26 protein-coding genes are annotated in these 23335 nt (G+C 63.5%); 16 read left to right on the top strand and 10 right to left on the bottom strand.

Annotated features, from left to right (window positions below; all coding sequences use genetic code 11):
- Positions 1-65: 65 nt before the first annotated feature.
- The 6 genes from lnt to miaB form a co-directional block, all read right to left on the bottom strand.
- A complete protein-coding gene (lnt, locus tag ACQ4WQ_RS27780; RefSeq protein ID WP_436501458.1) occupies positions 66-1655 on the bottom strand; it encodes an apolipoprotein N-acyltransferase in 1590 nt (529 codons plus the stop codon).
- A gap of 16 nt (positions 1656-1671) precedes the next feature.
- Entirely contained in the window at positions 1672-2550 is an 879-nt protein-coding gene (locus ACQ4WQ_RS27785; protein ID WP_034746750.1) for a CorC family transporter, read from the bottom strand.
- 117 nt (positions 2551-2667) lie between these two features.
- On the bottom strand, positions 2668-3090 hold the full coding sequence (locus tag ACQ4WQ_RS27790; RefSeq protein WP_436501460.1) for a DUF4259 domain-containing protein: 423 nt from the start codon (positions 3088-3090) through the stop codon (positions 2668-2670).
- Positions 3091-3094: 4 nt separating this feature from the next.
- The gene (gene ybeY / locus ACQ4WQ_RS27795) at positions 3095-3559 is read right to left on the bottom strand and encodes an rRNA maturation RNase YbeY (RefSeq protein ID WP_436501462.1); all 465 of its coding nucleotides are present in this window, start codon (positions 3557-3559) and stop codon (positions 3095-3097) included.
- Positions 3543-4607: a PhoH family protein gene (locus ACQ4WQ_RS27800; RefSeq protein ID WP_034780157.1), complete on the bottom strand. Its 1065-nt coding sequence runs from the start codon at positions 4605-4607 to the stop codon at positions 3543-3545. The genes ybeY and ACQ4WQ_RS27800 overlap by 17 nt, the downstream gene beginning before the upstream one ends.
- Positions 4604-5971, bottom strand: a complete 1368-nt coding sequence (gene miaB / locus ACQ4WQ_RS27805) for a tRNA (N6-isopentenyl adenosine(37)-C2)-methylthiotransferase MiaB (protein WP_436501464.1) — start codon at positions 5969-5971, stop codon at positions 4604-4606. Before miaB ends, ACQ4WQ_RS27800 begins: the two co-directional genes overlap by 4 nt.
- A 677-nt stretch (positions 5972-6648) precedes the next feature.
- Between miaB and ACQ4WQ_RS27810 the strand changes: the two genes are divergently transcribed.
- A complete protein-coding gene (locus ACQ4WQ_RS27810) occupies positions 6649-6975 on the top strand; it encodes a hypothetical protein (RefSeq protein ID WP_034746769.1) in 327 nt (108 codons plus the stop codon).
- A gap of 155 nt (positions 6976-7130) precedes the next feature.
- Here the strand turns inward: ACQ4WQ_RS27810 and ACQ4WQ_RS27815 are convergent, their stop codons facing one another.
- Together ACQ4WQ_RS27815 and ACQ4WQ_RS27820 are read right to left on the bottom strand one after the other, a co-directional pair.
- Positions 7131-7976, bottom strand: coding sequence for an HDOD domain-containing protein (locus ACQ4WQ_RS27815; RefSeq protein WP_326459646.1), 846 nt, complete (start codon positions 7974-7976; stop codon positions 7131-7133).
- Complete coding sequence (locus tag ACQ4WQ_RS27820; protein WP_436501466.1) at positions 7973-8311, bottom strand: hypothetical protein; 339 nt, start codon at positions 8309-8311, stop codon at positions 7973-7975. The genes ACQ4WQ_RS27815 and ACQ4WQ_RS27820 overlap by 4 nt, the downstream gene beginning before the upstream one ends.
- A 207-nt stretch (positions 8312-8518) precedes the next feature.
- On the opposite strand from ACQ4WQ_RS27820, the gene ACQ4WQ_RS27825 reads away from it, so the two are divergent.
- From ACQ4WQ_RS27825 to ACQ4WQ_RS27835, 3 genes are read left to right on the top strand one after another with little or no spacing between them, the layout of a single operon-like run.
- Positions 8519-10084 (top strand): sensor histidine kinase, encoded by a 1566-nt coding sequence (locus tag ACQ4WQ_RS27825; RefSeq protein ID WP_436501516.1) that lies wholly within the window; start codon positions 8519-8521, stop codon positions 10082-10084.
- A gap of 15 nt (positions 10085-10099) precedes the next feature.
- Positions 10100-10681: a DUF1697 domain-containing protein gene (locus ACQ4WQ_RS27830; protein WP_436501468.1), complete on the top strand. Its 582-nt coding sequence runs from the start codon at positions 10100-10102 to the stop codon at positions 10679-10681.
- A gap of 19 nt (positions 10682-10700) precedes the next feature.
- Positions 10701-10880: a hypothetical protein gene (locus ACQ4WQ_RS27835; RefSeq protein ID WP_436501470.1), complete on the top strand. Its 180-nt coding sequence runs from the start codon at positions 10701-10703 to the stop codon at positions 10878-10880.
- Positions 10881-10949: 69 nt separating this feature from the next.
- Here the strand turns inward: ACQ4WQ_RS27835 and ACQ4WQ_RS27840 are convergent, their stop codons facing one another.
- Positions 10950-11354 carry a PEP-CTERM sorting domain-containing protein gene (locus tag ACQ4WQ_RS27840; RefSeq protein WP_436501472.1) on the bottom strand — a complete coding sequence of 135 codons (405 nt, stop codon included), beginning with the start codon at positions 11352-11354 and terminating at the stop codon, positions 10950-10952.
- Positions 11355-11688: 334 nt separating this feature from the next.
- Between ACQ4WQ_RS27840 and ACQ4WQ_RS27845 the strand changes: the two genes are divergently transcribed.
- The 4 genes from ACQ4WQ_RS27845 to ACQ4WQ_RS27860 are packed head-to-tail and all read left to right on the top strand — an operon-like array spanning position 11689 to position 13815.
- Positions 11689-12042 carry an ArsR/SmtB family transcription factor gene (locus ACQ4WQ_RS27845; RefSeq protein WP_070310209.1) on the top strand — a complete coding sequence of 118 codons (354 nt, stop codon included), beginning with the start codon at positions 11689-11691 and terminating at the stop codon, positions 12040-12042.
- A 7-nt stretch (positions 12043-12049) separates the two neighbouring features.
- A complete protein-coding gene (locus ACQ4WQ_RS27850; protein WP_326459641.1) occupies positions 12050-12475 on the top strand; it encodes a YeeE/YedE family protein in 426 nt (141 codons plus the stop codon).
- An 8-nt stretch (positions 12476-12483) separates the two neighbouring features.
- Positions 12484-12915 carry a DUF6691 family protein gene (locus tag ACQ4WQ_RS27855; protein ID WP_436501475.1) on the top strand — a complete coding sequence of 144 codons (432 nt, stop codon included), beginning with the start codon at positions 12484-12486 and terminating at the stop codon, positions 12913-12915.
- Between the two features lie 42 nt (positions 12916-12957).
- Positions 12958-13815 carry a ChaN family lipoprotein gene (locus ACQ4WQ_RS27860; protein WP_436501477.1) on the top strand — a complete coding sequence of 286 codons (858 nt, stop codon included), beginning with the start codon at positions 12958-12960 and terminating at the stop codon, positions 13813-13815.
- Here ACQ4WQ_RS27860 and ACQ4WQ_RS27865 read toward each other — a convergent pair whose 3' ends face one another.
- Positions 13816-14643 carry an IclR family transcriptional regulator domain-containing protein gene (locus ACQ4WQ_RS27865; RefSeq protein WP_436501478.1) on the bottom strand — a complete coding sequence of 276 codons (828 nt, stop codon included), beginning with the start codon at positions 14641-14643 and terminating at the stop codon, positions 13816-13818.
- A 162-nt stretch (positions 14644-14805) separates the two neighbouring features.
- Between ACQ4WQ_RS27865 and ACQ4WQ_RS27870 the strand changes: the two genes are divergently transcribed.
- The 8 genes from ACQ4WQ_RS27870 to ACQ4WQ_RS27905 all read left to right on the top strand — a co-directional run bounded on the left by ACQ4WQ_RS27870 (position 14806) and on the right by ACQ4WQ_RS27905 (position 23272).
- Positions 14806-15504 carry a 3-oxoacid CoA-transferase subunit A gene (locus ACQ4WQ_RS27870; protein ID WP_326459637.1) on the top strand — a complete coding sequence of 233 codons (699 nt, stop codon included), beginning with the start codon at positions 14806-14808 and terminating at the stop codon, positions 15502-15504.
- 10 nt (positions 15505-15514) lie between these two features.
- Complete coding sequence (locus ACQ4WQ_RS27875; RefSeq protein ID WP_436501480.1) at positions 15515-16156, top strand: 3-oxoacid CoA-transferase subunit B; 642 nt, start codon at positions 15515-15517, stop codon at positions 16154-16156.
- A gap of 72 nt (positions 16157-16228) precedes the next feature.
- Positions 16229-17431: a 3-oxoadipyl-CoA thiolase gene (gene pcaF, locus ACQ4WQ_RS27880; protein WP_436501482.1), complete on the top strand. Its 1203-nt coding sequence runs from the start codon at positions 16229-16231 to the stop codon at positions 17429-17431.
- 152 nt (positions 17432-17583) lie between these two features.
- On the top strand, positions 17584-18879 hold the full coding sequence (locus tag ACQ4WQ_RS27885) for an MFS family transporter (RefSeq protein WP_070221044.1): 1296 nt from the start codon (positions 17584-17586) through the stop codon (positions 18877-18879).
- Between the two features lie 76 nt (positions 18880-18955).
- On the top strand, positions 18956-19651 hold the full coding sequence (locus tag ACQ4WQ_RS27890; RefSeq protein ID WP_436501485.1) for a fumarylacetoacetate hydrolase family protein: 696 nt from the start codon (positions 18956-18958) through the stop codon (positions 19649-19651).
- 18 nt (positions 19652-19669) lie between these two features.
- Complete coding sequence (locus ACQ4WQ_RS27895; protein WP_436501487.1) at positions 19670-19993, top strand: thioredoxin family protein; 324 nt, start codon at positions 19670-19672, stop codon at positions 19991-19993.
- Between the two features lie 725 nt (positions 19994-20718).
- The gene (locus ACQ4WQ_RS27900; protein WP_070290424.1) at positions 20719-22005 is read left to right on the top strand and encodes an MFS transporter; all 1287 of its coding nucleotides are present in this window, start codon (positions 20719-20721) and stop codon (positions 22003-22005) included.
- 247 nt (positions 22006-22252) lie between these two features.
- The gene (locus tag ACQ4WQ_RS27905; RefSeq protein ID WP_099410802.1) at positions 22253-23272 is read left to right on the top strand and encodes an ABC transporter substrate-binding protein; all 1020 of its coding nucleotides are present in this window, start codon (positions 22253-22255) and stop codon (positions 23270-23272) included.
- Positions 23273-23335: the final 63 nt, after the last annotated feature.

The raw sequence follows: 23335 nt of genomic DNA on the forward strand, positions 1-23335 counted from the left end.
CGGGGTTTTGCTAATTTTAGCGGTTTTTACGGGCCCACTGTGACTCTTCGGGCAATATCGGCCGCTTATTGCTGCGCGGCGCGGCCACGGCGGGCGGCGCGCGACAGCAGGAAGGCCGTCAGCAGGGCCAGCGCGGCCAGGGCCAGCACCAGTTTGTTGCCGTACAGAATGTATGGCGTCATGCCGCCCATGCCCTGCACCTTGGCCGCCAGGGTCGCTTGCTGTTCCGGCGGCAGCAGGCTTTGCACCACGCCCTTGCCGTCGATGACGGCGGTGGCGCCCGTGTTCGTCGAGCGCAGCATCGGGCGGCCCGTTTCCAGGCTGCGCATCTGCGAAATCTGCAGATGCTGGGGGATGGCGATCGAGTCGCCGAACCAGGCCAGGTTCGAGATATTGAGCAGCACGGACGCCGACTGCTTGCCGTGGCGGTGGGCGCTGGCCAGCTGGCCGGCGATTTCTTCGCCAAACAAGTCTTCGTAGCAGATATTCGGCAGCACCAGCTGGTCGCGCACCTGCAGCGGCGCCTGCACGTCGGCGCCGCGGCCCATGTCGCCGAGCGGGATGGCCATCATGGCGACAAACCAGTGCAGGCCGGGCGGCACGAATTCGCCGAACGGCACCAGATGGTGCTTGCGGTACTGGTAGTACGGTCCCGGCGTGCCGCTGGGCGTGATGCCCACGGCCGCATTGTAGAAGCGCTGCTGCTCGTCGAGCACGGGCATGCCGACCAGGATCGTGCTGCCGGTCTGCTGCGAATACGTCGCCAGACCATCCAGATAGCCGGGCGGCAGCTGGTGCGGCAGCACGGTGACGGCCGTTTCCGGCGTGGCGATCAGGTCGGCCGGCGCGCTGGTGATGGCGCTCTGGTACATCTGCAGGGCGCCCAGCACGAAGCCGGGGTCGAATTTCTGCTGCTGCGGCACGTTCCCCTGCAGCAGGCGCACGGTGATGGGGCGCCCGACCGGGTGGGTCCAGTTCACGTATTGCAGCCCAACGCCGGCCGCATACAGGGCGATCACGCCGCCCAGCGCGCTCCAGCGCGTGCGATGCAAGGGGTGGATCAGCAGCAGCAGGGCGCCGGCGGACAGCGCCGCCAGCCAGCCCAGGCCGTACGATCCGACGATGGGGGCAAAGCCGCCCAGCGGGCTGGTATTGTGGGCATAGCCGGTGGCCAGCCACGGAAAACCCGTAAACAGCCAGCCGCGCGTCCATTCGAACAGGGTCCACGTGGCAGGCAGCACCAGCAAGGTCATGGCGGGCAGGGACAGCACCCAGCGCTGGCGCAGCCAGGCGGCCGTGCCCATGGCCAGGGCCACGTAGATGGCCATCAAGAGGGCCAGCAGGGCCACGGCGATGGCGGCGATCGGCGCGGCCATGTCGCCATAGCGGTGCATCGAGATATACAGCCAGTGCGTGCCGGCCGCGCACCAGCCGAAGCCGTAGGCCCAGCCGATCAGCGCGCCGGCCTTGACGTTTGCCGCGCGCAGCACCTGGTAGAACAGCACGCCCAGGCTGAGGATTTGCAGCGGCCAGTAGCCGAAAGGGGCGAACGCCAGCACGGCGACGGCGCCGGCGACGGCGGCAGTCAGCATGCGCGCCCACGTGCTGCGGGGCGGTTTGGCGGGGGCGTTGGGGTCGGCGCGTCTGAAACGCATTTACAGCACGCGCATGTCAGAGTTCCAGTTCCGGCACGTTGGGCAGGCGCTCGACGAGCAGCACGTGCACCTGGCGCGCATCGGCGCGCAGCACCTCGAAGCGCAGATTGCCCAGGTCGAAGATGTCGCCCTTGTGCGCCATGCGGCCCAGGTACTTCGACACGAGGCCGCCGATGGTGTCGACGTCGTCGTCCACCAGGTGGCTGCCCACTTCTTCGTTGAACTGTTCAATCTCGGTCAGCGCCTTGACGCGCCAGCGGGGGCCGAACTGGCCTTCCTTGAGCGAGAGGATATTGTCCTCGGCTTCGTCGAAGTCGTATTCGTCCTCGATATCGCCGACGATCTGTTCCAGCACGTCTTCGATGGTGATCAGGCCGGCGACGCCGCTGTATTCATCGACGACGATGGCCATGTGATTGTGGTTGGCGCGGAAATCGCGCAGCAGCACATTCAGGCGTTTCGATTCGGGGATGAAGATGGCGGGGCGCAACATGTCGCGGACGTCGAAAGTTTCTTCTGCGTAATAACGCAGCAAGTCTTTCGCCAGCAGGATGCCGATGACCTTGTCGCGCTCGCCTTCGATCGCGGGGAAGCGCGAGTGGGCGGTCGACAGGACTTCCGGCATCCATTCCTCGATCGGCTTGCTGATGTCGATGACATCCATTTGCGAACGGGGAATCATGATGTCGCGCGCACAGAGATCCGACACCTGGAACACGCCTTCGATCATCGACAGGGCGTCGGCGTCGATCAGCTTGCGTTCATGCGCATCGTGTAGAACTTCGAGCAATTCTGCACGGTTCTCTGGCTCGGGGGAAATGAGTGCGGTCAGGCGTTCAAACAGTGACCGGTGGGGCTTGACGTCAGTTCTGACGCCACTAGGGTGCTCGGGCATAGGAGGCGTGAGCCGTTGTTGCGAAGGGATATAGGATACACCAAAAGTGGGGGAATACCGGATTTCCCCGCTTTTGATGCAAATTTAATACGTTGAAGTGCGCCGTTGCGCGATCTTTTACGCCGCTTCCGGGCCCAGCACGCGCGCGCGCAAGTGCGCCACGTCGGCCTGCCAGTCGGCAAAGTGCTCGCTGTCCTGCCACAGCTGGCGCAGTTCCGACGCTTCGGCCGTGATCTTGTCGAAGGCCAGGCGCGCCTTGTCCAGCAGCGGCGGCGTGACCTTCTTCCTGCAGGCGGCCACCCATTCGTCCACGTCCAACGTGGCCGGGTCGTCCTCGCCGGGCTTGCCCAGCAGGCGCGCGATGACTTCCAGCGCGGCCAGCGCCTCGGCGGCGAACGGCGCTTCCAGTTCCGCTTCCGTGCTGTCGATGACGTTGTCGAGCGTCGTCTCGACCAGTTCCAGTGTTTTATATTCGTGCAAATCCTGCGCCCAATCCATGGCGTAGTCGTTGCCGAAGGCGTCGGTGGCCCAGGTGCCCATGTGCTTACTCCTTGTACGGGTCGGCAATGCCGAGTTTGGCGAGGATGTCCGTTTCCAGGCCCTCCATCTCGGCCGCTTCCTCGTCATCCATGTGGTCGTAGCCCTGCGCATGCAGCACGCCGTGCACGATCAGATGGGCCGTGTGCTCTTCCACGCTCTTCTTTTGCTCGGCCGCTTCCTTTTCCAGCACGTCCGTGCACAGGATGATGTCGGCGCGCGTCGGCTCGTCCTCGGCCAATTCTTCGCCTTCGTTGTAGGCGAAGGTCAGCACGTTGGTGGCGTAGTCCTTTTCGCGGTAGTCGCGGTTCAGGCTGCGGCCTTCTTCCGCGTCGACGAAGCGGATGGTGAATTCGGCGGGCGCGAACAGGGCCGCCTTGACCCAGCGGCGCACTTTCGGGCGCGTGATCAGGGCTTCCAGGCGGGCATCCGGGTATTGCACGGACAAGGACAGTTTATTTTTTTCGGACATTTTTGGCGGCAGCTGGTTTCAATAAGGGAAGTAACTGGGCGGCGTCGGCACCGGCCGCCTGCGCCGTTTCATAGGCATCGACGATGCGCGCGACGAGCGGATGGCGCACCACGTCGGTGCTGTTAAATTGCGTGAAGCCGATGCCGCGCACGTCTTTCAATACGTGCACGGCGTCGATCAGGCCGCTCGTCTGGCTCTTGTGCAGGTCGACTTGCGTGACGTCGCCCGTCACCACGGCCTTGCTGCCAAAGCCGATGCGCGTCAGGAACATCTTCATCTGTTCGACGGTGGTGTTTTGCGCCTCGTCGAGGATGACGAAGGCGTGGTTCAGGGTGCGTCCGCGCATGTAGGCCAGCGGGGCGATTTCGATGACCTGTTTTTCAAACAGTTTTTGCGTGCGGTCAAAGCCCAGCAAGTCGTACAGCGCATCGTAGAGGGGACGCAGGTAGGGATCGACCTTTTGCGCCAGGTCGCCCGGCAAAAAGCCCAGGCGCTCGCCCGCTTCGACAGCGGGGCGCGTCAAGATGATGCGCTTGACGGCGTCGCGTTCGAGCGCGTCGACGGCGCAGGCGACGGCCAGGTAGGTCTTGCCGGTGCCGGCCGGACCCACGCCGAAGCTGATGTCGTGTTCGAGGATGTCGCGCAAATAGGCGATCTGGTGCGGCGTGCGTCCGCGCAGGTCGGAGCGCCGCGTTTTCAGCACGGGGCTGGCGATGTCCGGTTCCACAAAAGTGCTGGCGGGCGCGTTGGCGTGGTGTTCCGAGGCGGCGGACAGGCCCGCGCGCTGTTCCACCAGGGCCAGCTGCACTTCTTCCAGGGGAACGACCTTGTTGGCGATGGCGTAGAACTGCTCGAGGATTTCCACGGCGCGTTCGGCATTGCTGCCGCCGACGATGAATTTCTCGCCGCGGCGGAAGATCGTCACGTCGAGGGCGGCGGAAATCTGGCGCAGGTTTTCATCGAGCGGTCCGCACAGATGCGCCAGGCGCGTGTTGTCGAGCGGCTCGGGGATGAAATAATGCGGCTGTATCGGGGCTTTGGTTTTCAACTGGCTCTTTTCAATGCGGGTGCGCTGGCGACGAGTTCGCCGCGCAGGGTGTAGGAATGGCTTTCGGTGATGCGCACGTCGACCAGCTGGCCGATCAATTGCAATCCGTCGGGACCGGCGTCGAAATTGACCACGCGGTTGTTTTCCGTGCGGCCTTGCAGTTCGCTATCGTCCGTGTCCTTCTTCGAGCGGCCTTCGACGAGGATGGTTTGCACCGTGCCCACCATGGCCAGGCTGTATTTGCGCGTGTTGGCGTCGATGGCCGCCTGCAGTTGCTGCAGCCGGGCCAGCTTGACCTCGTGCGGCGTGTTGTCTTCCAGATTGGCGGCCGGCGTGCCGGGGCGCTTGCTGAAGATGAAGCTGTAGCTGTTGTCGAAGCCGACGTCCGCGATCAGCTTCATCATGGCGTCGAAGTCGGCTTGCGTCTCGCCGGGGAAACCGACGATGAAGTCGGACGAAATGGCCATGTTCGGGCGCACGGCGCGGATGCGACGGATGATGGACTTGTATTCGAGGCCCGTGTAGCCGCGCTTCATGGCGCCGAGGATCTTGTCGGAACCGTGCTGCGCCGGCAGGTACAGGTGGTCGACCAGCTGCGGGATCTTCGCGTAGGCGTCGATCAGGCGCTGCGTGAATTCCTTCGGGTGGCTGGTGACGAAGCGCATGCGCTCGATGCCGGGAATGTCGGCCACGTATTCGAGCAGCAGGGCGAAGTCGGCGATCTCTCCGCCTTCCATCGCGCCCCGGTAGGCGTTGACGTTTTGCCCCAGCAGGGTGATTTCCTTGACGCCCTGGGCGGCCAGGCCCGCCACTTCCGTCAGTACGTCCTCGAAGCGGCGCGACACTTCCTCGCCGCGCGTGTAGGGCACGACGCAGTAGCTGCAATATTTGCTGCAGCCTTCCATGATGGAAACGAACGCCGAGGCGCCGTCCACCTTGGCCGGCGGCATGTGGTCGAACTTTTCGATTTCCGGGAAGCTGATGTCCACTTGCGCATCGCCGCTGGCGCGGCGCAGTTCGATCATCTGCGGCAGGCGGTGCAGCGTTTGCGGGCCGAACACCATGTCGACATACGGCGCGCGCTTGACGATGGCGTCGCCTTCCTGCGAGGCCACGCAGCCGCCCACGCCGATCAGGAGGTGCGGCTTGGCCAGTTTCAGCTCGCGCAGACGGCCCAGGTCGGAAAACACCTTTTCCTGCGCCTTTTCGCGCACGGAGCAAGTGTTAAGCAGGATCACATCGGCATCTTCCGGCGTGTCGGTGCGCACCAGGCCATCGGAGGCGCCCAGCACGTCGGCCATCTTGTCCGAGTCGTACTCGTTCATCTGGCAGCCGAAGGTTTTAATGAATACTTTTTTCTGCATGGAGTCGGATGCTTATCGGTAAATGTAGCGGCAAATAAGTGGGACAACTAAGTGTGGCGGCAAATCAGCCGGGCAGGGGGCTTGCGCTGCGCGCCGCCCGGGGCGGGAGGCGGTGGATGACCGGCCGGGCGCCCCTGGCTGCCCGGTGGCAGGCTCGCTGCAAGTTCAGGCCATAGTTTAGCGTAAATCGCCGGGACGGGCCATGTTGTGCTGACCTTGCCGACAAGGTTGCGGTGCTAACAAGGCGCCCGGAACGATGATGCTGAAAAGCATTTATTGCCGTACGACACCATTGATTTGTAACAAGTTGCTGCAAAGCCTTGTGTGCGCCCGCTGGCATCCTAATGTGTTGAAATAGCATCGTTGCCAAGCCAACCAGCAGCTTGATTGATATTTAACAATCAGGAAGTTTGCGCGAGGCGCAGATGCAGCGTGTTTGGACTAGTATATTGTTTTATATGCAATTCATTTTTGTGGGTTGCAGTACTTTTTACTCACGCGGCAAGCTGCGCACGTTGGTTGGACGTGGCTGTGCAAGTCCTGTGCAGGCAGTGCGATAAGGACGGAAGGCGGAGGGGAGGGCCGAATCCGATGCAAAGACGTTTATTTGAACACTCTAAGCCAGCCTTAAGTTCGTATCGGCATTATTTTCTACATTCACCAGACGAGGAAAAATCATGGCACATCATGCATTAGCATCGCAAGAGAGTTACAACCCGAACCACCTGCTGGATATTCTGCTGAGCAAGATGCAGCTGAAGAACGATGCAGCCCTGTCGCGTCTGCTTGAAGTGGCGCCACCCGTCATCAGCAAGATCCGTCACCACCGCTTGCCGGTCGGTGCCTCGCTGCTGATCCGCATGCACGAAGTGACGGGCATGAGCATCCGCGACCTGCGCGATTTGATGGGCGACCGCCGCACCAAGTATCGTTTGTCCGACGCCCAGGGCCGTCCAAAAGCGGAAGACCGCGGCGATGCGCAAGAATCGAATTACGCGCACTGATGTGGCGGTTGTACGCTGACTGTGCCGCTTGCGTAGCTGCTGGCGGCAACAGGCTGGCGTGGACCGGGCAGCATGGACCGGGTAACATGGATGTATCGCAGTACCCATAACGGCTTTCGCTTCGCAGCGAGAGCCGTTTGCGTTTGCGGAGCTGCTTAGCTCAGCAGTGCCGAGGTGATTTCATCGTAGCGCAGCTCCGTTTCGCGGAACAGCTGCAGATACGCGTCTTCGCCCAGTCCCAGCGCATCCCAGGCCACCGGCGAGACGCGCGGTACCATGTCGTCGCCCGCCTGCGCCAGGTCGAGCGCACAGACGACGGCATTGGCCACGTGGATCAGTGCCGCCAGGAAACCGGCGCCCGGCGCTTCCGGCTGCAGGTAGTTGCCCAGCGCCAGGCGCATGGTGTCGGAAAAATTCCAGTGCTCGGCCAGGGCCACGCCTGCCTGCACGTGGTCCACGCCCAGCACGGCCTGCTCCGCTTCGAGCAGGCTGCAATCGTGCGCGGCCTGGTGCGCGATGACTTGCGCGTAGTGCGCGGGAAAGCTGCTGACCAGCACCAGGCGGCCGATGTTGTGCAGCAAGCCGGCCGTGAATGCGTAATCCTGGTTGAAGCGGAGCTGGCGCGCCAGCACCTTGGCGCAGGCGGCCGTCGCCACCGAATGGCGCCAGAAGGCCTTGTCGTCGAAACCGGGGCAGCGTCCTTCCGGGAAGCAGCCCGTGATGGCGGCCGAGGTGATCAGGCTGCGCGTGGTCTGGAAGCCCAGGTAAGTGATCGCCTGCTGGATGGTGGTGGCCTTCACTTGCAAGCCATATTGCGACGAGTTGGCCAGGCGCAGGGTTTTGGCCGTCAACGCCTGGTCGTACGACACTTTTTTGGCCAGTACGGAAATATCGACGTCTTCCTGGTCTATGCTGTTGAGCAGCTCCATGACGACGGCGGGCAGCGAAGGCAAGTCATCGAGGTGGGCGACGATATCGTCGAGCGTCAGCTGGGTGCTCATGCTGCCTCTCCCGTGCCCAGGCGATAAGCCGTGACATAGTCGCGCAGCAAGGTGGTGGCCGCATCGAGGGGATCGTCGGGGTCATGCTTGCGGAACAGATAAGCCAGCCGTTCGCTGTCGGCCGCCTGCTGTGCGGCGATTGCTTCCGGCGACGGGGGCGGCGCCTGGATCGGCAGCATGTCGATGTTGTGGCGGGGCATCAGGGCCAGCATGTTTTCCGTCAATACCGCGCCTTGCGGCAGCAGTACTTGTCCATGCGCATCGAGCAAGACATCCGACAAAATCATGCCGGGACGAACTTGTTCCAGGGGTAGATGTTGATGCGTGACCGCCATGACGACTCCTTAGATGATTGCGGGATATTACCATTGCCATGACGCAATGTCTCAACCTGCATCAAAGTCCCTATTGAAAGTGGGGATGCTGTAAATCTTGCCAATAAGCATGTCATACCGTACATTTGAATCAGGCTGTTGTCTTGCTGACGTATCTGCGCCCGCGCCGCGGGCCGGCGGCTGGCCTGGCCCGGGGAGTGATGATTGATGGTGAGTATCCAAGTCCGGCTGACTCTGCTTTTTGTCGTGATCGTCACCCTGGTGCTGGGCATTTCCGGCAGCTATACCCAATATACCTTGAGCAAGGAACTCGAATCGGGCAGCGCGCGCCTGCGCAGCGGCGTGCTCACGCGCTTGCAGACCAGCTTGCCGTCCGCCCTGTGGGACCTCGATAAATCCAAGGTCGACAGCATCGTCGCGGCCGAAATGCTGCCGCCGGAACTGGTCGGCATCCGCGTCTACGACGCCTCGGTCGGCCTGTTCGCCGGCGAAGTGCGCGACGCGGCCGGCACCCTGGTGCCGCTTGAGGCGGACGTGGCCATGGGCGGCACGCCCGTCGAGGCGCCGCTCGTGTTCCGCGACGCCGTGGCGGCCGCCACGGGCGGCAAGCCCGTGATCGTGGGCAAGGTCATCGTCAATTTTAGCCGCGAGCAGATCGATGCGGCCCTGCGCAGCGAAGTACGGCGCAAGGTGGTGGAAGTGTTGCTGCTTGACATCATTCTCGTCGGGGCGCTGGCATTGAGCCTGCGCATCGTCTTCGACCCCCTGAAACAGTTGCGCGACGGCTTGTTCGACCTGGCCACGCGCGGCAGCGATGACGTCGAAGAACTGCCGGAAAGCCGGCGCGACGAACTGGGCGACGTGATCCGCGGCTTCAATGCCGTGCAGCGCAAGCTCAAGTCCATCATCGAGGGCAGCCGTGAGGCGGAAGACATGGCGCGCCGCTCGCAGCAGGCAACGGCGCAGGCCATGGACGAGCTGCGCCGCGCGCAAGAGTCCCTGCTGCAATCGGAACGCCTGGCCTCGCTGGGCAGCCTGGTGGCCGGCGTGGCCCATGAAATCAACACCCCGGTCGGCATCGCGCTGACCAGCGCTTCCGTGCTGAAGGAAGCCACCGATGCCATCAGCACGGCGGTGGCGGGCGGCAGCGTGAAGAAGACCGACATCGTGCGCTACCTGGAAACGGCCGGCGAGAGCGCGCGGCTGATCATGAACAATGCCTACCGCGCCGCGCACCTGATCCACAGCTTCAAGCAGATCGCCGTCGACCAGGTCAGCGAGGCGCGCCGTTTGTTCGAATTGCGCGACTATATCGGCGAAGTGATCTCGAGCCTGCAGCCGACCCTGAAAAAGACGCGCATCAGCATCGATATCGATTGCCCGCCCGGCATCATGCTCGACAGCTATCCGGGCGCGCTGGCGCAGGTGCTGACCAACCTGGTGTTGAATTGCGTCGAGCACGCCTTCGATGCGGACACGGCCGGCAATATCCATATCGGCGTGCGCCGCGATGGCGATTCGATCGCCATGCAGGTGCGCGACAACGGCCGCGGCATCGCGCCCGACATGCTCGACCGCGTGTTCGATCCCTTTGTCACCACGCGCCGCGGGCAGGGCGGCACGGGCCTGGGCTTGAATATCGTATTCAACTTGATTGCCAAGCAGTTTGGCGGCACCATCACGGTCAGCAGCACGCTGGGACAGGGCGCGACGTTCCTGCTGCGCCTGCCCACGGTGACGCCGTTGCCGGAAAGCACCAGCAGCCAGGCATAGGCAAGGAGACAAGACATGGCAGCGATCGAAAACAGTCAGCAAGTGGCGCTTTTGCGCGGGATTAATGTGGGCCGCGCCAAGCGCGTGGCCATGGCCGACCTGCGCAAGCTGCTGGGCGACCTGGGCTTTGCGGACGTGCGTACCGTGCTCAACAGCGGCAACGTCGTGTATGACGGAGGAGCCGTGGCGCCGGCCGAGGCCGCTGCCCGCATCGAGGAAGCGCTGGTGCTGAAGCTGGGCGTGGCGGCCAGAGTGACGGTGTTGTCGGCCAGCCAGTTTGCCGAGCTGGTGGAGCAAAACACGCTGGCGCCGGCGGCCGATGCGGCCCGCTTGCTGACCTTGGTGCTGAACAATCCTGCCGACGTCCAGCGCCTGGCGCCCCTGTTGCAACAACCGTGGCAGCCGGAAGCGCTGGCGCTGGGACGATGGGCCGCCTATGCCTGGTGTCCCGATGGCGTGCTGGCCAGCAAGGTGGTGGCGGCGCTCGGCGTGCTGCTGGGCGACGGCGTCACCTCGCGCAACTGGGCCACCATGCAAAAATTACATGCGCTGCTGAATGGAGCGGATGCGGCAGCCACATCGGCCAAGGAGCACTGATGCCTTCCATTGAAACGCCATGAACTGGGATATCGTCAAGGGTATCTTGATCGTGCTCGTCGCCATCAGCGTGGTGGTGACGGCCTTCGTGCTCATGTCCGCCTCGGGTCCGGACAAGGCGAGCTGCATCGCGCGCGCCCTGAAGTCGGGCATTCCGGTGGGTAATATCGAACGGGTCTGCCGCCTGCTGGACAAATGATGGCGCCATAAACAACATTCCGCACGAGGCGGAATGTTTTTCAGCTGCGCCTTGCCAGTGCCGGCGCCTTCAGTTATCGAATTTTTCCTGTTTTTCGCCGTGCAGGCTCAAGGCCACCAGGCCCAATCCCACCAGCAGCATCGAGTACATGCTCGCTTCCGGCACGGGGGCCGGCACGCTGGCTTGCTGTGCGGGCGCAGCCGTCATGGGCTTGGGCGGCGCCAGGGCCGCATGACGCGCGCCACTGGTGCTCCAGTGCGGTGCCGCCGTCGCGCTGCTGGCCAGCAGGCGTGCATACGGCAAGTCCGGCGTTTCCCAGCCGGGATTATTATTCAAGCTGATGCTTTCATCGATCGTCACGCGTTCGCCGGCTTCCTGCAACTTGCCGGCCGTCGTGTCGCTGACTGCCGCCACGCTTCCCGTGCTGGCCGACAGCGCCAGCACGGCCACGCACAGCGGCTGATAGATTCTCATCTTGCTCTCCCTTGTTGTTCACCGCGTGGCGCAGCCGAAACCGGCTTGCGCATGGACGGACAATTCGCCTGTACGGGGGCGTATCATGGTTTTTCTGCTGACCTCCCATTACAGCACACATCGTGACAATTTTGATACGTTTATTTCCTGTTTATTACGAATATTTGTCATTTTGATAGCGTAAACATGATCGTTGCCGCACACTTTGCATGAGTACGCTATCGCCCAAAAACACTGTTGTTTTTTTGTGCGAATCGCCAGCAGGAAAACAATATATTGATTAGTATATTGTTTATCGCACGCTATACAACATGATCGCCTGTGGGAGGGCACGATGGAGACAGTCGCAACACAACACGCCGAATACAACCTCGACGCCATGCGGGGTTCGGCCTACAAGGCCAGCTCGCTGCTCAAGGCCATGGGCAATGCCGACCGATTGATGCTGCTGTGCCAGCTATCGCAGGGCGAGCATTGCGTCAGCGACCTCGAGCAAAAAGTGGGCATCGGCCAGCCGACCCTGTCGCAGCAGCTGGGCGTGCTGCGCGAAGAGATGCTGGTGGCCACGCGGCGCGACGGCAAGCAGATCTATTACCGCGTCGCCAGCGCGCCCGTGCTGGCCGTGCTGCAAGTGCTGTACGCGCAATTTTGCGCGCCGCGCCCCCCGTTCAACGACGAAGCGGACTGATACTGCCATGCACATCGACTGGCTGCACTTCACGCCATGGGCCTCGCTGGCCGGCGGTATGCTGATCGGCCTGGCGGCTGCGCTATTGATCTTGTTCAATGGACGCATCGCCGGCATCAGCGGCATTCTCGGCGGCTTGCTGCGCCCGCGCAGTGGCGACCTGGGCTGGCGCATCGCCTTTCTTGCCGGCCTGATCGGCACGCCCCTGCTGTACCGGCTGTGGCAAGCCCTGCCGGCGGTGCGGATCGACGCGGGTACGCCCGCCCTGATCGTGGCGGGCTTGCTGGTGGGCGTGGGCGTGCGCTATGGCGCCGGCTGCACCAGCGGCCACGGCGTGTGCGGCCTGTCGCGCTTGTCGCCCCGTTCATTGGCGGCCACCTGCGCCTTCATGGCGGCCGGTTTCCTCACCGTCTATCTGTTGCGCCATCTGTGAGCAAGCTTATGAGCAAGTTGATCTTTTCCCTGTTGAGCGGCCTCGTCTTTGGACTGGGCCTGATCGTCTCCGGCATGGCCAACCCGGCCAAGGTGCTCGGTTTCCTTGACCTGGCCGGCGCCTGGGACCCGTCGCTGATGCTGGTGATGGGCGGCGCCATCGGCGTGGCCCTGCCGGCCTTCTGGCTGGCGCGGCGGCGCAGCAAGTCGCTGCTGGGCGACCCCATGCAATTGCCCGCGTCGCGCCGGATCGACCGGCGCTTGCTGCTGGGCAGCCTGGCCTTTGGCGCGGGCTGGGGCATCGCCGGTTTCTGTCCCGGCCCCGCCCTCGTGTCGCTGCTGGCGGGCCAGCCGAAGGCGTGGATATTTGTCGGTGCCATGCTGGCCGGCATGGCCGTGTTTGAAGTCCTGGAGCGCCGCAAGGCACCCGCGCCGGCCTGAGACGGTACAATCTGGCGCATCGCCACTTTGGATACCGCTTACATGAAGACCGTGATTTTCCGTGCCGGCGCGCGCGCCGCCCTGCTGTGCAGCGTGCTGGCGCTGGCCGCCTGCGGCAGTTTGCTGAAGAAGGAAGCCCCGCCCGCTCCCGTCCCCGTGGCCGACGCCTTGCCCAATCCGCAAGTGCTGCTGCTCGGCGAAGTGCATGACAATGCGCAAGGCCAGCGCCTGCGCGTCGCGGAATTGCAGCGCCGCCTGGCCGCCGGCTGGCGTCCCGTGATCGTCATGGAGCAGTTCGACCGCGAAAACCAGGCCTTGCTGACGCGCGCCGCGCGCGATTGCGCCGACCCCGATTGCATCATCCGCGTGATGGAGCAGCCGCGCTGGGACTGGAGCTTGTACCGGCCCGTGCTGGACCTCGTCATCAGCTACCAGCTGACCTTGATCGCCGGCAACCTGTCGCCGGCCGACGCCTCGCGCATCGCGCGCGACGGCATCCAGTGGGCCATGCCGCCCGCCATGGTGGCCACGTACCTGGCCGCGCCCGTGCCGGCCGACATTCTGGAAGGGCAAAAGAAGGAAGTCCAGGCGGCCCGCTGCAATATGCTGCCCGACATGATGATGACCGGTGTCGTCAACGCCCAGGTGGCGCGCGATATCTGGATGGCCAAGCTGATCCGCGACCAGGCGCCGCGCGACGTGGTGCTGATCGCCGGCAATGCGCATGTGCGCAAGGATATCGGCGTGCCCCGCTGGCTGAAGCTGGCCGACCCGCAGCTGAACGTGCGCAGCATCGGCTACCTGGAGCAGGGCGTCGCCGGCTACCAGGGTACGTTCGACCTGACGCAAACGATGCCGGCGCAGCCGCGCCCGGACCTGTGCGCGAAGTTTAAAAAATAATTACTGCTGTACCCGCACCAGGGCGCTGACCCGGCTGGCCGTATCGAGCAGTTTCGGCAGGCTGTGTTCCAGCAGGTGCGCCACGGACGGCCCCGCCGTCTGGCCGCTGACGTTGATCGCCGCCACCACCTTGCCCGCCCGGTCGAAGACGGGCGCGGCCAGGGCGATCAAGCCCTGTTCCAGCTCTTCCTGCACCAGGCACCAGCCCTGGCGCCGCACTTGCGCAATCTCTTCCATCAAGACGTCGATATCGACCTTGGTCGCCGGCGTGATTTTCAGCAGCGCCATCTTCGACAGCCGTTCGCGCAGCGCGTCGGGCGCCAGGCCCGACAGCAACACCCTGCCCATCGAGGTGCAGTAGGCGGGCAGGCGGCTGCCGATGCCCAGGTTGATCGACATGGTGCGGTGCGCGGACAGGCGCACGACATACACAATGTCGTCGCCGTCGAGCACGGTGGCCGAGCACGACTGGCGCAAGGTCTGCATCAATTCTTCCAGCAACGGCTGCGCCTGCGTCCACACGGGCAGAGACGACAGATACGCGTAACCGAGGTCGAGCACCTTGGGCGTCAGACGGAACAGCCGTCCATCCGCTTCCACATAACCGAGATGCAGCAAGGTGTGCAGGATGCGCCGCGCGCCCGCGCGCGTCAGCTGCGCCCGTTCCGCCACTTCGCTCAAGGTCTGCTGCGGCGCGTCCGCGCCAAAGCTGCGCAAGACGGCCAGGCCCCGCGCGAACGATTGCACATAGCTGTCGCCGGGACGCGGCGCGCCGTCGGCATCGACGGTGTCGTCGGTGGAAAGAGAAGTGCTGCTGCGTGCGGTCATGGCAATTCCAATGGGGCAAGGTGGCAATTATAGCCATGGCGGTGGCGAAAACGGCAAATTGACAAGCGCCCCGAACAGGCATATTCTCACGATAAGTTCTAAATACGAATATTTGTTCGATATACGAACAAATAACCAGTGTGTGATTGGGAGGAGACAGCAATGATCGACAAACTGCGTTCCAGCGTCCTAGAGGCGTTGGCCGATATCCACGATGGCGCCACCGTCATGATTGGCGGCTTCGGCGGCGCAGGCCAGCCGGCCGAGCTGATCGACGGCCTGATCGCCCAGGGCGCGCGCGACCTCGTCATCGTCAACAACAATGCGGGCAATGGCGACACGGGCCTGGCCGCCCTGCTGAAAAACGGGCAGGTGCGCAAGATCATCTGCTCGTTCCCGCGCCAGGCCGATTCCCACGTCTTCGACGCCCTGTACCGCGCGGGCAAGCTGGAGCTCGAATTGGTGCCGCAGGGCAACCTGGCCGAGCGCATCCGCGCCGCCGGCGCCGGCATCGGCGGCTTTTTCACGCCCACGGGCTATGGCACGGACCTGGCCAAGGGCAAGGAAACGCGCGAGATCGACGGGCGCATGTATGTGTTCGAGTCGCCCATCCACGCCGACTTCGCCCTGATCAAGGCGGAGCAGGGCGACCGCTGGGGCAACCTGACTTACCGCAAGACGGCGCGCAACTTCGGCCCCATCATGGCGATGGCCGCCAAGGTCAGCATTGCCTCCGTGCATGAAGTTGCTGAGCTGGGCAGCATCGACCCCGAACACGTCATCACGCCGGGCCTGTTCGTGCAGCGCATCGTGCAAGTGCCGCGCACGGCCACCGGCCCCGCCGGCTTCAAAGCTGCTTGAGGAGTATCAAATGCATAAATGGAATCGAGACCAGATGGCGGCCCGCGTGGCGGCCGACATCCATGAAGGTGCCGTCGTGAACCTGGGCATCGGCTTGCCGACCCTGGTGGCGAATCACTTGCCGGTCGGCGCGGAGATCATCCTGCACAGCGAAAACGGCGTGATCGGCATGGGCCCCGCGCCCGCGCCGGGCGAAGAAGATTACGACCTGATCAACGCGGGCAAGCAGCCCGTCACCCTGCTGGCGGGCGGCAGCTATTTCCACCACGCCGACAGCTTCGCCATGATGCGCGGCGGCCACCTGGACATTTGCGTGCTGGGGGCGTTTCAGGTGTCCGCCACGGGCGACCTGGCCAACTGGCACACGGGCGCGCCCGATGCCATTCCCGCCGTGGGCGGGGCCATGGACCTGGCCATCGGCGCGAAAAAAACCTGGGTCATGATGGAATTGCTGACCAAGGGCGGTGAAAGCAAGCTGGTGCAGGCCTGCACCTATCCGCTCACGGGCATCGGGTGCGTGAGCCGCATCTACAGCGACCTGGCCGTGTTCGACCTGGGGCCCGCCGGTGCCACTGTCGTCAAACTGGTCGATGGCTTGCGTTTTGAGCAGCTGCAAGCGTTGACGCCGGTTTCACTGCTGGATGGACGTTAGCAGCCAGCAATGTCGGCTTACGTGCTTGCGCACTAACCCGACCTACATAAATATTTCTTGGAGGAAAAAAATATGACTGCAGCGTTTATCTGCGATGCCCAGCGCACCCCATTCGGCCGCTATGGCGGCGGCCTCTCCGGCGTGCGCGCCGACGACCTGGGCGCTGTGCCCATCCGTGCCTTGATGGCGCGCAACCCCAACGTGGACTGGACGGCCGTCACGGACGTGCTGTACGGCTGCGCCAACCAGGCGGGCGAGGACAACCGCAACGTGGCGCGCATGGCCGCCTTGCTGGCGGGCTTGCCCGACAGCGTGCCGGGCGCCACCCTGAACCGCCTGTGCGGTTCGGGCCTGGACGCCATCGGCAGCGCCGCGCGCTTCATCAAGAGCGGCGAAGCGGGCTTGCTGGTCGCCGGCGGCGTGGAAAGCATGAGCCGCGCGCCCTTCGTCATGGGCAAGGCCGACAGCGCCTTTTCACGCGGCATGAAAATGGAAGACACGACCATCGGCTGGCGCTTCATCAATCCGCTGATGAAGGCGCAGTACGGCGTCGATTCGATGCCGGAAACGGCGGAAAACGTGGCCAGCGACTTCGGCATCAGCCGCGTTGACCAGGATGCGTTCGCCCTGGCCAGCCAGGTAAAAGCCCTGGCGGCGCAGCAGGCGGGCGTGTTCGACAGCGAAATCTGTCCCGTCAGCATCGCGCAGAAGAAGGGCGAGCCAATTATCGTTGCCCGCGACGAGCATCCGCGCGCCACCACGCTGGACACCCTGGCCAAACTGAAACCCGTCGTGCGCGCGGACGGCACGATTACAGCCGGCAACGCGTCCGGCGTCAACGATGGCGCGGCGGCCCTGCTGCTGGCCGACGAGGCGAACGCGGCCCGCTTTGGCCTGACGCCGCGCGCCCGTGTCGTGGCCATGGCGACGGCCGGCGTGGCGCCCCGTATCATGGGCATCGGCCCCGCGCCCGCCACCCTGAAAGTGCTGGCCATGACGGGCTTGACCCTGGCCGACTTCGACGTCATCGAATTGAACGAAGCGTTTGCCGCCCAGGGCCTGGCCGTGCTGCGCCAGCTGGGTGTGCGCGACGACGACCCGCGCGTCAACCCGAACGGCGGCGCCATCGCCCTCGGTCACCCGCTGGGCGCGTCCGGTGCGCGCCTGGCCATGACGGCCGTCAACCAGCTGCACCGCACGGGCGGGCGCTATGCGCTCTGTACGATGTGCATCGGCGTGGGCCAGGGCATCGCGCTGGTGCTGGAACGGGTCTGATTCCACGCGCCCGCAGGCGAAAAAAATTGCCGGCAGTACGTATTAACCCGTATGCCGGGCGGCTTTTTGACCTTGATCAAGGGCGTATGATGCAAAACCAGCCGGGGCAATCCGGCTGGCGTTGGCTCTTTCACACGAACAAGAAGACTGATATGACATCCCACGATACTCCGCATGACGTTGCGCAGCTGACTTCCCAGCAGCGCATCAAGGCCATCATTGGCGCTTCTTCCGGTAACCTGGTCGAATGGTTCGACTTCTACATTTACTCGTTCTGCGCGCTGTATTTCTCGCACGCCTTCTTCCCTTCCGGTAACTCGACCACGCAGCTGCTGCAAACGGCCGGCATCTTTGCCGCCGGCTTCCTCATGCGCCCCGTGGGCGGCTGGCTGTTCGGCCGCATCGCCGACAAATACGGCCGGCGCCAGTCGATGATGATTTCCGTGCTGATGATGTGCGGCGGCTCCTTGATGATCGCCGTCATGCCGACCTATGACACCATCGGCGCCTTCGCGCCGTTCCTGCTGCTCGTGGCGCGTCTGTTCCAGGGCCTGTCCGTGGGCGGCGAATACGGCACCAGCGCCACCTACATGAGTGAAGTGTCGGAATCGGGCAAGCGCGGCTTCTTCGCCTCGTTCCAGTACGTGACCCTGATCGGCGGCCAGCTGCTGGCCTTGCTGGTGCTGGTGGTCTTGCAGCAACTCCTGACCCTGGAAGAGCTGCGCGCCTGGGGCTGGCGCATCCCGTTCGTCTTTGGCGCCCTGGCGGCCCTCGTCTCGCTGAACCTGCGTAAATCGCTGACGGAAACGACCACCGCCAGCGAGCGCAAGGACAAGGACGCGGGCAGCCTGCGCGGCTTGCTCAAGCATAAGCGCGCCTTCATCACGGTACTGGGCTTTACGGCTGGCGGTTCGCTCGTGTTCTACACGTTCACCACCTACATGCAGAAATACCTGGTCAACACGGCCGGCATGGATACCAAGACGGCCAGCGCCGTCATGACCTGCGCGCTGTTGGTGTACATGATTCTGCAGCCGGTGTTCGGCGCCTTGTCCGACCGCATCGGCCGCCGCACCTCGATGCTGTTCTTCGGCGGCCTGGCCACCCTGTGCGTGCTGCCCATCATGCATGCCTTGAAGGATATTTCCAGCCCGTACGCGGCGTTCGGCCTGATCATCATCGCGCTGGCCATCATCAGCTTCTACACGTCGATCAGCGGCCTGATCAAGGCGGAAATGTTCCCCGTCGAAGTGCGCGCGCTGGGCGTGGGCCTGTCGTACGCGGTGGCCAACGCCATGTTCGGCGGTTCGGCCGAATACGTGGCGCTGCAGTTCAAGGCCTGGCACGTGGAAGAGTATTTCTATTGGTACGTCACCGTCATGTGCCTGATTTCCTTCATCGTCGCCATCCGCATGCCGGACCCGAGCCGCTCGGGACTGCTCAAGTAACGTTGTCGTAAAATGGGGGACACTGCGGTGTCCCTTTTTCATCGCCGCCTTTTTATCGTGCCGATCAGGAGTTTTCATGTCGTATGTCATTCCCGCACCGATCCAGCCCAGCGTTCCCGTCACGGGCAGCGTTGATACTTTCCCCGTCCACCGCATCTATTGCGTAGGCCGCAACTATGTCGACCACGCCAAGGAAATGGGCCATACGGGCCGCGAGGCGCCGTTTTTCTTCATGAAGCCAGCCGATGCCGTGCTGCCCGTGCCAGCCGGCACAACGGGCGAGCTGCCGTATCCGGCGCAGACGCAGGATTTCCAGCACGAGATGGAATTGGTGGTGGCCATCGGCAAGGGCGGCAGCGATATCGGCGTGGCCGATGCGCTGAGCCACGTGTGGGGTTATGCGATCGGCCTGGACATGACGCGCCGCGACGTGCAGGGCGCGGCAAAAAAACTGGGGCGTCCATGGGACACGGGCAAGGCCTTCGAGCACTCGGCGCCCATCGGCCCGATTACCCCGGCCGCGCAGGCGGGCGATATCGGCCATGCCGCCATCACCCTGCACGTGAATGGCGAGCTGCGTCAAAGCAGCAGCATCGATATGCTGATCTGGAACGTGGCCGAAACCATCGCCGACCTGTCGACCTATTTCACCTTGCAGCCGGGCGACCTGATCTACACGGGTACGCCGGCCGGCGTGGCGGCCGTGCAGCGCGGCGACGCGCTGGTGGGCGCCATCGATGGCCTGGGCGAACTGCGCGTGAAAGTGGTCTGAGCGGACAAGGAGGGCGGCATGATGAACGACACATATTCCGTAGCACAACCGACGCGCGCCGAGATCGACGCGCTGGCGGGCCCGGCCCTGCTGGAATTCGGCACGGGCTGGTGCGGTCACTGCCGCGCTACCCAGGCGCCGCTGGCCGCCGCGTTGGCGCAGCACCCGGGGGTGCCGCATCTGCGCGTGGAAGACGGCCCCGGCCGTGCGCTGGGGCGCTACTTCCGCGTGAAACTGTGGCCGACCCTGATTTTTTTGAAAGATGGCCAGGAAGTGGCGCGCCTCGTGCGTCCGCTCGACAGTCGCGAGATCGAGCAGACTTTTGCATTGATTGATGCATAGGTCGGCGTAGGTCGGCTTAGCGCAGCGTAAGCCGACACCACCGTACATGCTCCATCACAACTTCTTGCCGCACCGCAGCACTGCGCGTATGATAAGCCGCTTACAGCAAGATCAACCGCATCCTTCGTGATGCAGCGCGATCATCGCCGGCCCGCTCCACCCGGAGGGGCCGCAGGCAAGGATTCACCACAAATGACCGATGCCGCGATGCCGACGCGCGGGTCTGGTACGGAATGCCTGGCGATACGCCGGGCCTGATACACGTCGCCCATCCCCTGACGCCTTTCCTGCCGTGCCCCGGGTAACCGGATGGCGCACGACCGTTGTTTCTCTGATCAGCACTGATCACGGCGCGATAGCGCGCGTTTGTTCACCGTTGCCTGCCGTTAACAACGGCGTGTTGCTGCGTGGAATTTGTTTGCGAATTTAATAGCAAATTCACAGCAAATACGTCCGCGCACGGCTATGATATGTGGACAATGCGCCTAAGTAACCGTCGGGAAATTATTGTAAATTTATGACGAACAGAAGTGGATGCGATGCAAGGCGGCTGTCGCGACGCAGTGCGAGCACTGCGAGCGGCTGCCAACGCAGCAGCGCGCCGCTTATGGAAGTCAGAAATAACAAGAATTTACTGGCGATTACTTTATACAACGTGCTGTGCTGCTGCCTGAAAAAACATCCAGAGAATGGCCTTTAGACACCCTCCCCAAGGAGCGCAGTAAATGAGCACCCCCCCCAAGAAAAATTCCCCCGGCACGGTGCTGTTCGCCAGCCTGATCGGCACCACCATCGAGTTCTTTGACTTTTATATCTACGCCACCGCCGCCGTGCTGGTGTTCCCGAAACTGTTCTTCCCCGCCGGCGACCCGTCGGCCGCCGTGCTGCAGTCGTTGGCCACGTTCGCCATCGCCTTCTTCGCCCGCCCCATCGGTTCGGCCGTGTTCGGCCACTTCGGCGACCGCATCGGCCGCAAGGCCACTCTCGTGGCCGCCCTGCTGACCATGGGGATCTCCACCGTCATCATCGGCTTGCTGCCGACGTATGCCGCCATCGGCACCCTGGCGCCGTTGCTGCTGGCGCTGTGCCGTTTCGGCCAGGGCCTGGGCCTGGGCGGCGAGTGGGGCGGCGCGGTGCTGCTGGCAACCGAGAACGCGCCACCGGGCAAACGCGCCTGGTACGGCATGTTCCCGCAGCTGGGCGCGCCGATCGGCTTCTTCCTGTCGGGTGGCATCTTCCTGCTGCTCAGCGAAACCATGACCGATGAGCAGTTCTTCAGCTACGGCTGGCGCATCCCGTTCCTGGCCAGCGCGCTGCTGGTCATCGTCGGCCTGTACGTGCGCCTGAAGATCACGGAAACGCCGGACTTCCAGAAAGTCATCGACAAGAACGAAGTCGTCAAGCTGCCCGTGGCCACCGTGTTCCGCCAGCATGGCCGCATGTTGTTCCTGGGCACCATCATCGCCCTGGCTACCTTCGTGCTGTTCTACCTGATGACGGTGTTCGCGCTGAGCTGGGGTACGACCAAGCTGGGCTTCACGCGCAAGGAATTCCTCGTCGTGCAACTGTTTGCCGTGCTGTTCTTCGCCCTGACGATTCCCTTTTCGGCCGTGCTGGCCGACCGCCGCGGCCGCCGCGCTACCCTGATCTGGGTTTCCGTCGCCATCGCCATCTTCGGCCTGGTGCTCGCGCCGATGTTCGGCTCGGGCGTGACGTGGGAAGTGACCGTCTTCATGGCTGTCGGCCTGGGCCTGATGGGCATGACCTACGGACCGCTGGGCACGATGTTGTCCGAGCTGTTCCCGCCCGAAGTGCGCTACACGGGCGCCTCGCTGACCTTCAACCTGGCGGGCATCCTGGGTGCCTCGCTGGCGCCGTACATCGCCACCTGGCTCGCGACCAACTACGGTCTGCAATACGTGGGTTATTACCTGTCGCTGGCGGCCGTGCTGACCCTGGGTGCCTTGCTGATGGTGGGCAAGCCGCGCGCGGGCAAGGAAGCCTGGCAGTAACACACCTCTGATCCCGGAGCATCCGAAAGCCGCCAGCTGCAACCAGCTGGCGGCTTTTTTTGTCGGTAAAACGCCACGCCGCACGCCTGCCGAGATTCTTGTTGACAGTCAAAATCGGCTGGTGGTAAGGTGTGCACACGTGTGCAATGCAGTGCAAGCCTTGAAAAAGCACATCCCGGGACAGTGACACCGCAAGATAGCGGTGCGGTCTGAAGTACCACAACGACAACGAACTTGGAGTGAGACGATGAAGATGCGCAATGTTGCGATTGCTATAAGCCTGGCCCTGCCGATGACGGCCATGGCCGCCGAGGAACGCCTGTCCGTGCTGTGCTCGGCCGATATGGAATGGTGCCAGCTGATGAAGAACCGCTTCGAGGCGGAAAGCAAGATCAAGGTATCGATGATCAGGAAGAGCGCGGGGGAAGCCTACGCGAAGATCCGTGCCGAAGCGTCGAACCCGAAATCGGACATCTGGTGGGGCGGCACGGGCGACCCCCACCTGCAGGCCGCCGCCGAAGGCTATACGGAAGAATACAAGTCGCCCACCCTGCCCAAGCTGCAGCCGTGGGCGCTCAAGCAGGCCGAGACGGCCAAGTACCGCACCGTCGGCATCTACATCGGCATCCTGGGCCTGGCCTACAATGAAAACGTGCTGAAGAAGAAAAACCTGCCACCGCCGCAATGCTGGAAAGACCTCGTCAAGCCCGCCTACAAGGGCGAGATCGAGATGGCCAACCCGAATTCCTCGGGCGCCGCCTACAACGCGCTGGCCACCGTGGTGCAGCTGTTCGGCGAAGAGGAAGCCTTCGATTTCCTGGCGAAAATGGGCCAGAACGTCAGCAAATACCCGAACGCGGGCGTGGCGCCGGGCGAGGACGTGGGCCGCGGCGAAGCGGGCGTGGCCATCGGCTTCATGCATGACTTGATGAAACTCACCGTGGCCGGCTTTCCCGTGAAGGTCTTGCCGCCCTGCGAAGGCACGGGCTACGAGATCGGTTCGATGAGCATCGTCAAGGGCGCGAAAAACATGGAACAGGCAAAGAAATTCTATGAATTCGCCCTGCGTCCCGACGTGCAGAGCGAAGCCGTCAAGGCGCTGGCTTTCCAGATCCCGTCCAACGCGGCCGCCACCATACCCGCCGCCTCGCCGCGCCTGGAAAACATCAAGACCATCAACTACGACTTCGCCAAGTATGGCGCGTCGGACACGCGCAAGCGCCTGCTGCAGCGCTGGACGACACAAATTTATTCTGCCGGCAATTAAGGCGTCAAGACTGTCACCGTACCGAGCCTGCCGCATGCCGCAACGGCCATGTCGGCAGGCCTA

The sequence above is a fragment of the Janthinobacterium goodfellowi genome (genome assembly GCF_051380695.1).
GTDB lineage: Bacteria > Pseudomonadota > Gammaproteobacteria > Burkholderiales > Burkholderiaceae_D > Janthinobacterium.

What these genes read in the sequence shown, in the direction of transcription:
- lnt (WP_436501458.1), bottom strand. Translation starts at nt 1,655, where the DNA reads ATGCGTTTCAGACGCGCCGACCCCAACGCCCCCGCCAAACCGCCCCGC.
- ACQ4WQ_RS27785 (WP_034746750.1), bottom strand. Translation starts at nt 2,550, where the DNA reads ATGCCCGAGCACCCTAGTGGCGTCAGAACTGACGTCAAGCCCCACCGG.
- ACQ4WQ_RS27790 (WP_436501460.1), bottom strand. Translation starts at nt 3,090, where the DNA reads ATGGGCACCTGGGCCACCGACGCCTTCGGCAACGACTACGCCATGGAT.
- ybeY (WP_436501462.1), bottom strand. Translation starts at nt 3,559, where the DNA reads ATGTCCGAAAAAAATAAACTGTCCTTGTCCGTGCAATACCCGGATGCC.
- miaB (WP_436501464.1), bottom strand. Translation starts at nt 5,971, where the DNA reads ATGCAGAAAAAAGTATTCATTAAAACCTTCGGCTGCCAGATGAACGAG.
- ACQ4WQ_RS27810 (WP_034746769.1), top strand. Translation starts at nt 6,649, where the DNA reads ATGGCACATCATGCATTAGCATCGCAAGAGAGTTACAACCCGAACCAC.
- ACQ4WQ_RS27815 (WP_326459646.1), bottom strand. Translation starts at nt 7,976, where the DNA reads ATGAGCACCCAGCTGACGCTCGACGATATCGTCGCCCACCTCGATGAC.
- ACQ4WQ_RS27820 (WP_436501466.1), bottom strand. Translation starts at nt 8,311, where the DNA reads ATGGCGGTCACGCATCAACATCTACCCCTGGAACAAGTTCGTCCCGGC.
- ACQ4WQ_RS27825 (WP_436501516.1), top strand. Translation starts at nt 8,519, where the DNA reads ATGGTGAGTATCCAAGTCCGGCTGACTCTGCTTTTTGTCGTGATCGTC.
- ACQ4WQ_RS27830 (WP_436501468.1), top strand. Translation starts at nt 10,100, where the DNA reads ATGGCAGCGATCGAAAACAGTCAGCAAGTGGCGCTTTTGCGCGGGATT.
- ACQ4WQ_RS27835 (WP_436501470.1), top strand. Translation starts at nt 10,701, where the DNA reads ATGAACTGGGATATCGTCAAGGGTATCTTGATCGTGCTCGTCGCCATC.
- ACQ4WQ_RS27840 (WP_436501472.1), bottom strand. Translation starts at nt 11,354, where the DNA reads ATGAGAATCTATCAGCCGCTGTGCGTGGCCGTGCTGGCGCTGTCGGCC.
- ACQ4WQ_RS27845 (WP_070310209.1), top strand. Translation starts at nt 11,689, where the DNA reads ATGGAGACAGTCGCAACACAACACGCCGAATACAACCTCGACGCCATG.
- ACQ4WQ_RS27850 (WP_326459641.1), top strand. Translation starts at nt 12,050, where the DNA reads ATGCACATCGACTGGCTGCACTTCACGCCATGGGCCTCGCTGGCCGGC.
- ACQ4WQ_RS27855 (WP_436501475.1), top strand. Translation starts at nt 12,484, where the DNA reads ATGAGCAAGTTGATCTTTTCCCTGTTGAGCGGCCTCGTCTTTGGACTG.
- ACQ4WQ_RS27860 (WP_436501477.1), top strand. Translation starts at nt 12,958, where the DNA reads ATGAAGACCGTGATTTTCCGTGCCGGCGCGCGCGCCGCCCTGCTGTGC.
- ACQ4WQ_RS27865 (WP_436501478.1), bottom strand. Translation starts at nt 14,643, where the DNA reads ATGACCGCACGCAGCAGCACTTCTCTTTCCACCGACGACACCGTCGAT.
- ACQ4WQ_RS27870 (WP_326459637.1), top strand. Translation starts at nt 14,806, where the DNA reads ATGATCGACAAACTGCGTTCCAGCGTCCTAGAGGCGTTGGCCGATATC.
- ACQ4WQ_RS27875 (WP_436501480.1), top strand. Translation starts at nt 15,515, where the DNA reads ATGCATAAATGGAATCGAGACCAGATGGCGGCCCGCGTGGCGGCCGAC.
- pcaF (WP_436501482.1), top strand. Translation starts at nt 16,229, where the DNA reads ATGACTGCAGCGTTTATCTGCGATGCCCAGCGCACCCCATTCGGCCGC.
- ACQ4WQ_RS27885 (WP_070221044.1), top strand. Translation starts at nt 17,584, where the DNA reads ATGACATCCCACGATACTCCGCATGACGTTGCGCAGCTGACTTCCCAG.
- ACQ4WQ_RS27890 (WP_436501485.1), top strand. Translation starts at nt 18,956, where the DNA reads ATGTCGTATGTCATTCCCGCACCGATCCAGCCCAGCGTTCCCGTCACG.
- ACQ4WQ_RS27895 (WP_436501487.1), top strand. Translation starts at nt 19,670, where the DNA reads ATGATGAACGACACATATTCCGTAGCACAACCGACGCGCGCCGAGATC.
- ACQ4WQ_RS27900 (WP_070290424.1), top strand. Translation starts at nt 20,719, where the DNA reads ATGAGCACCCCCCCCAAGAAAAATTCCCCCGGCACGGTGCTGTTCGCC.
- ACQ4WQ_RS27905 (WP_099410802.1), top strand. Translation starts at nt 22,253, where the DNA reads ATGAAGATGCGCAATGTTGCGATTGCTATAAGCCTGGCCCTGCCGATG.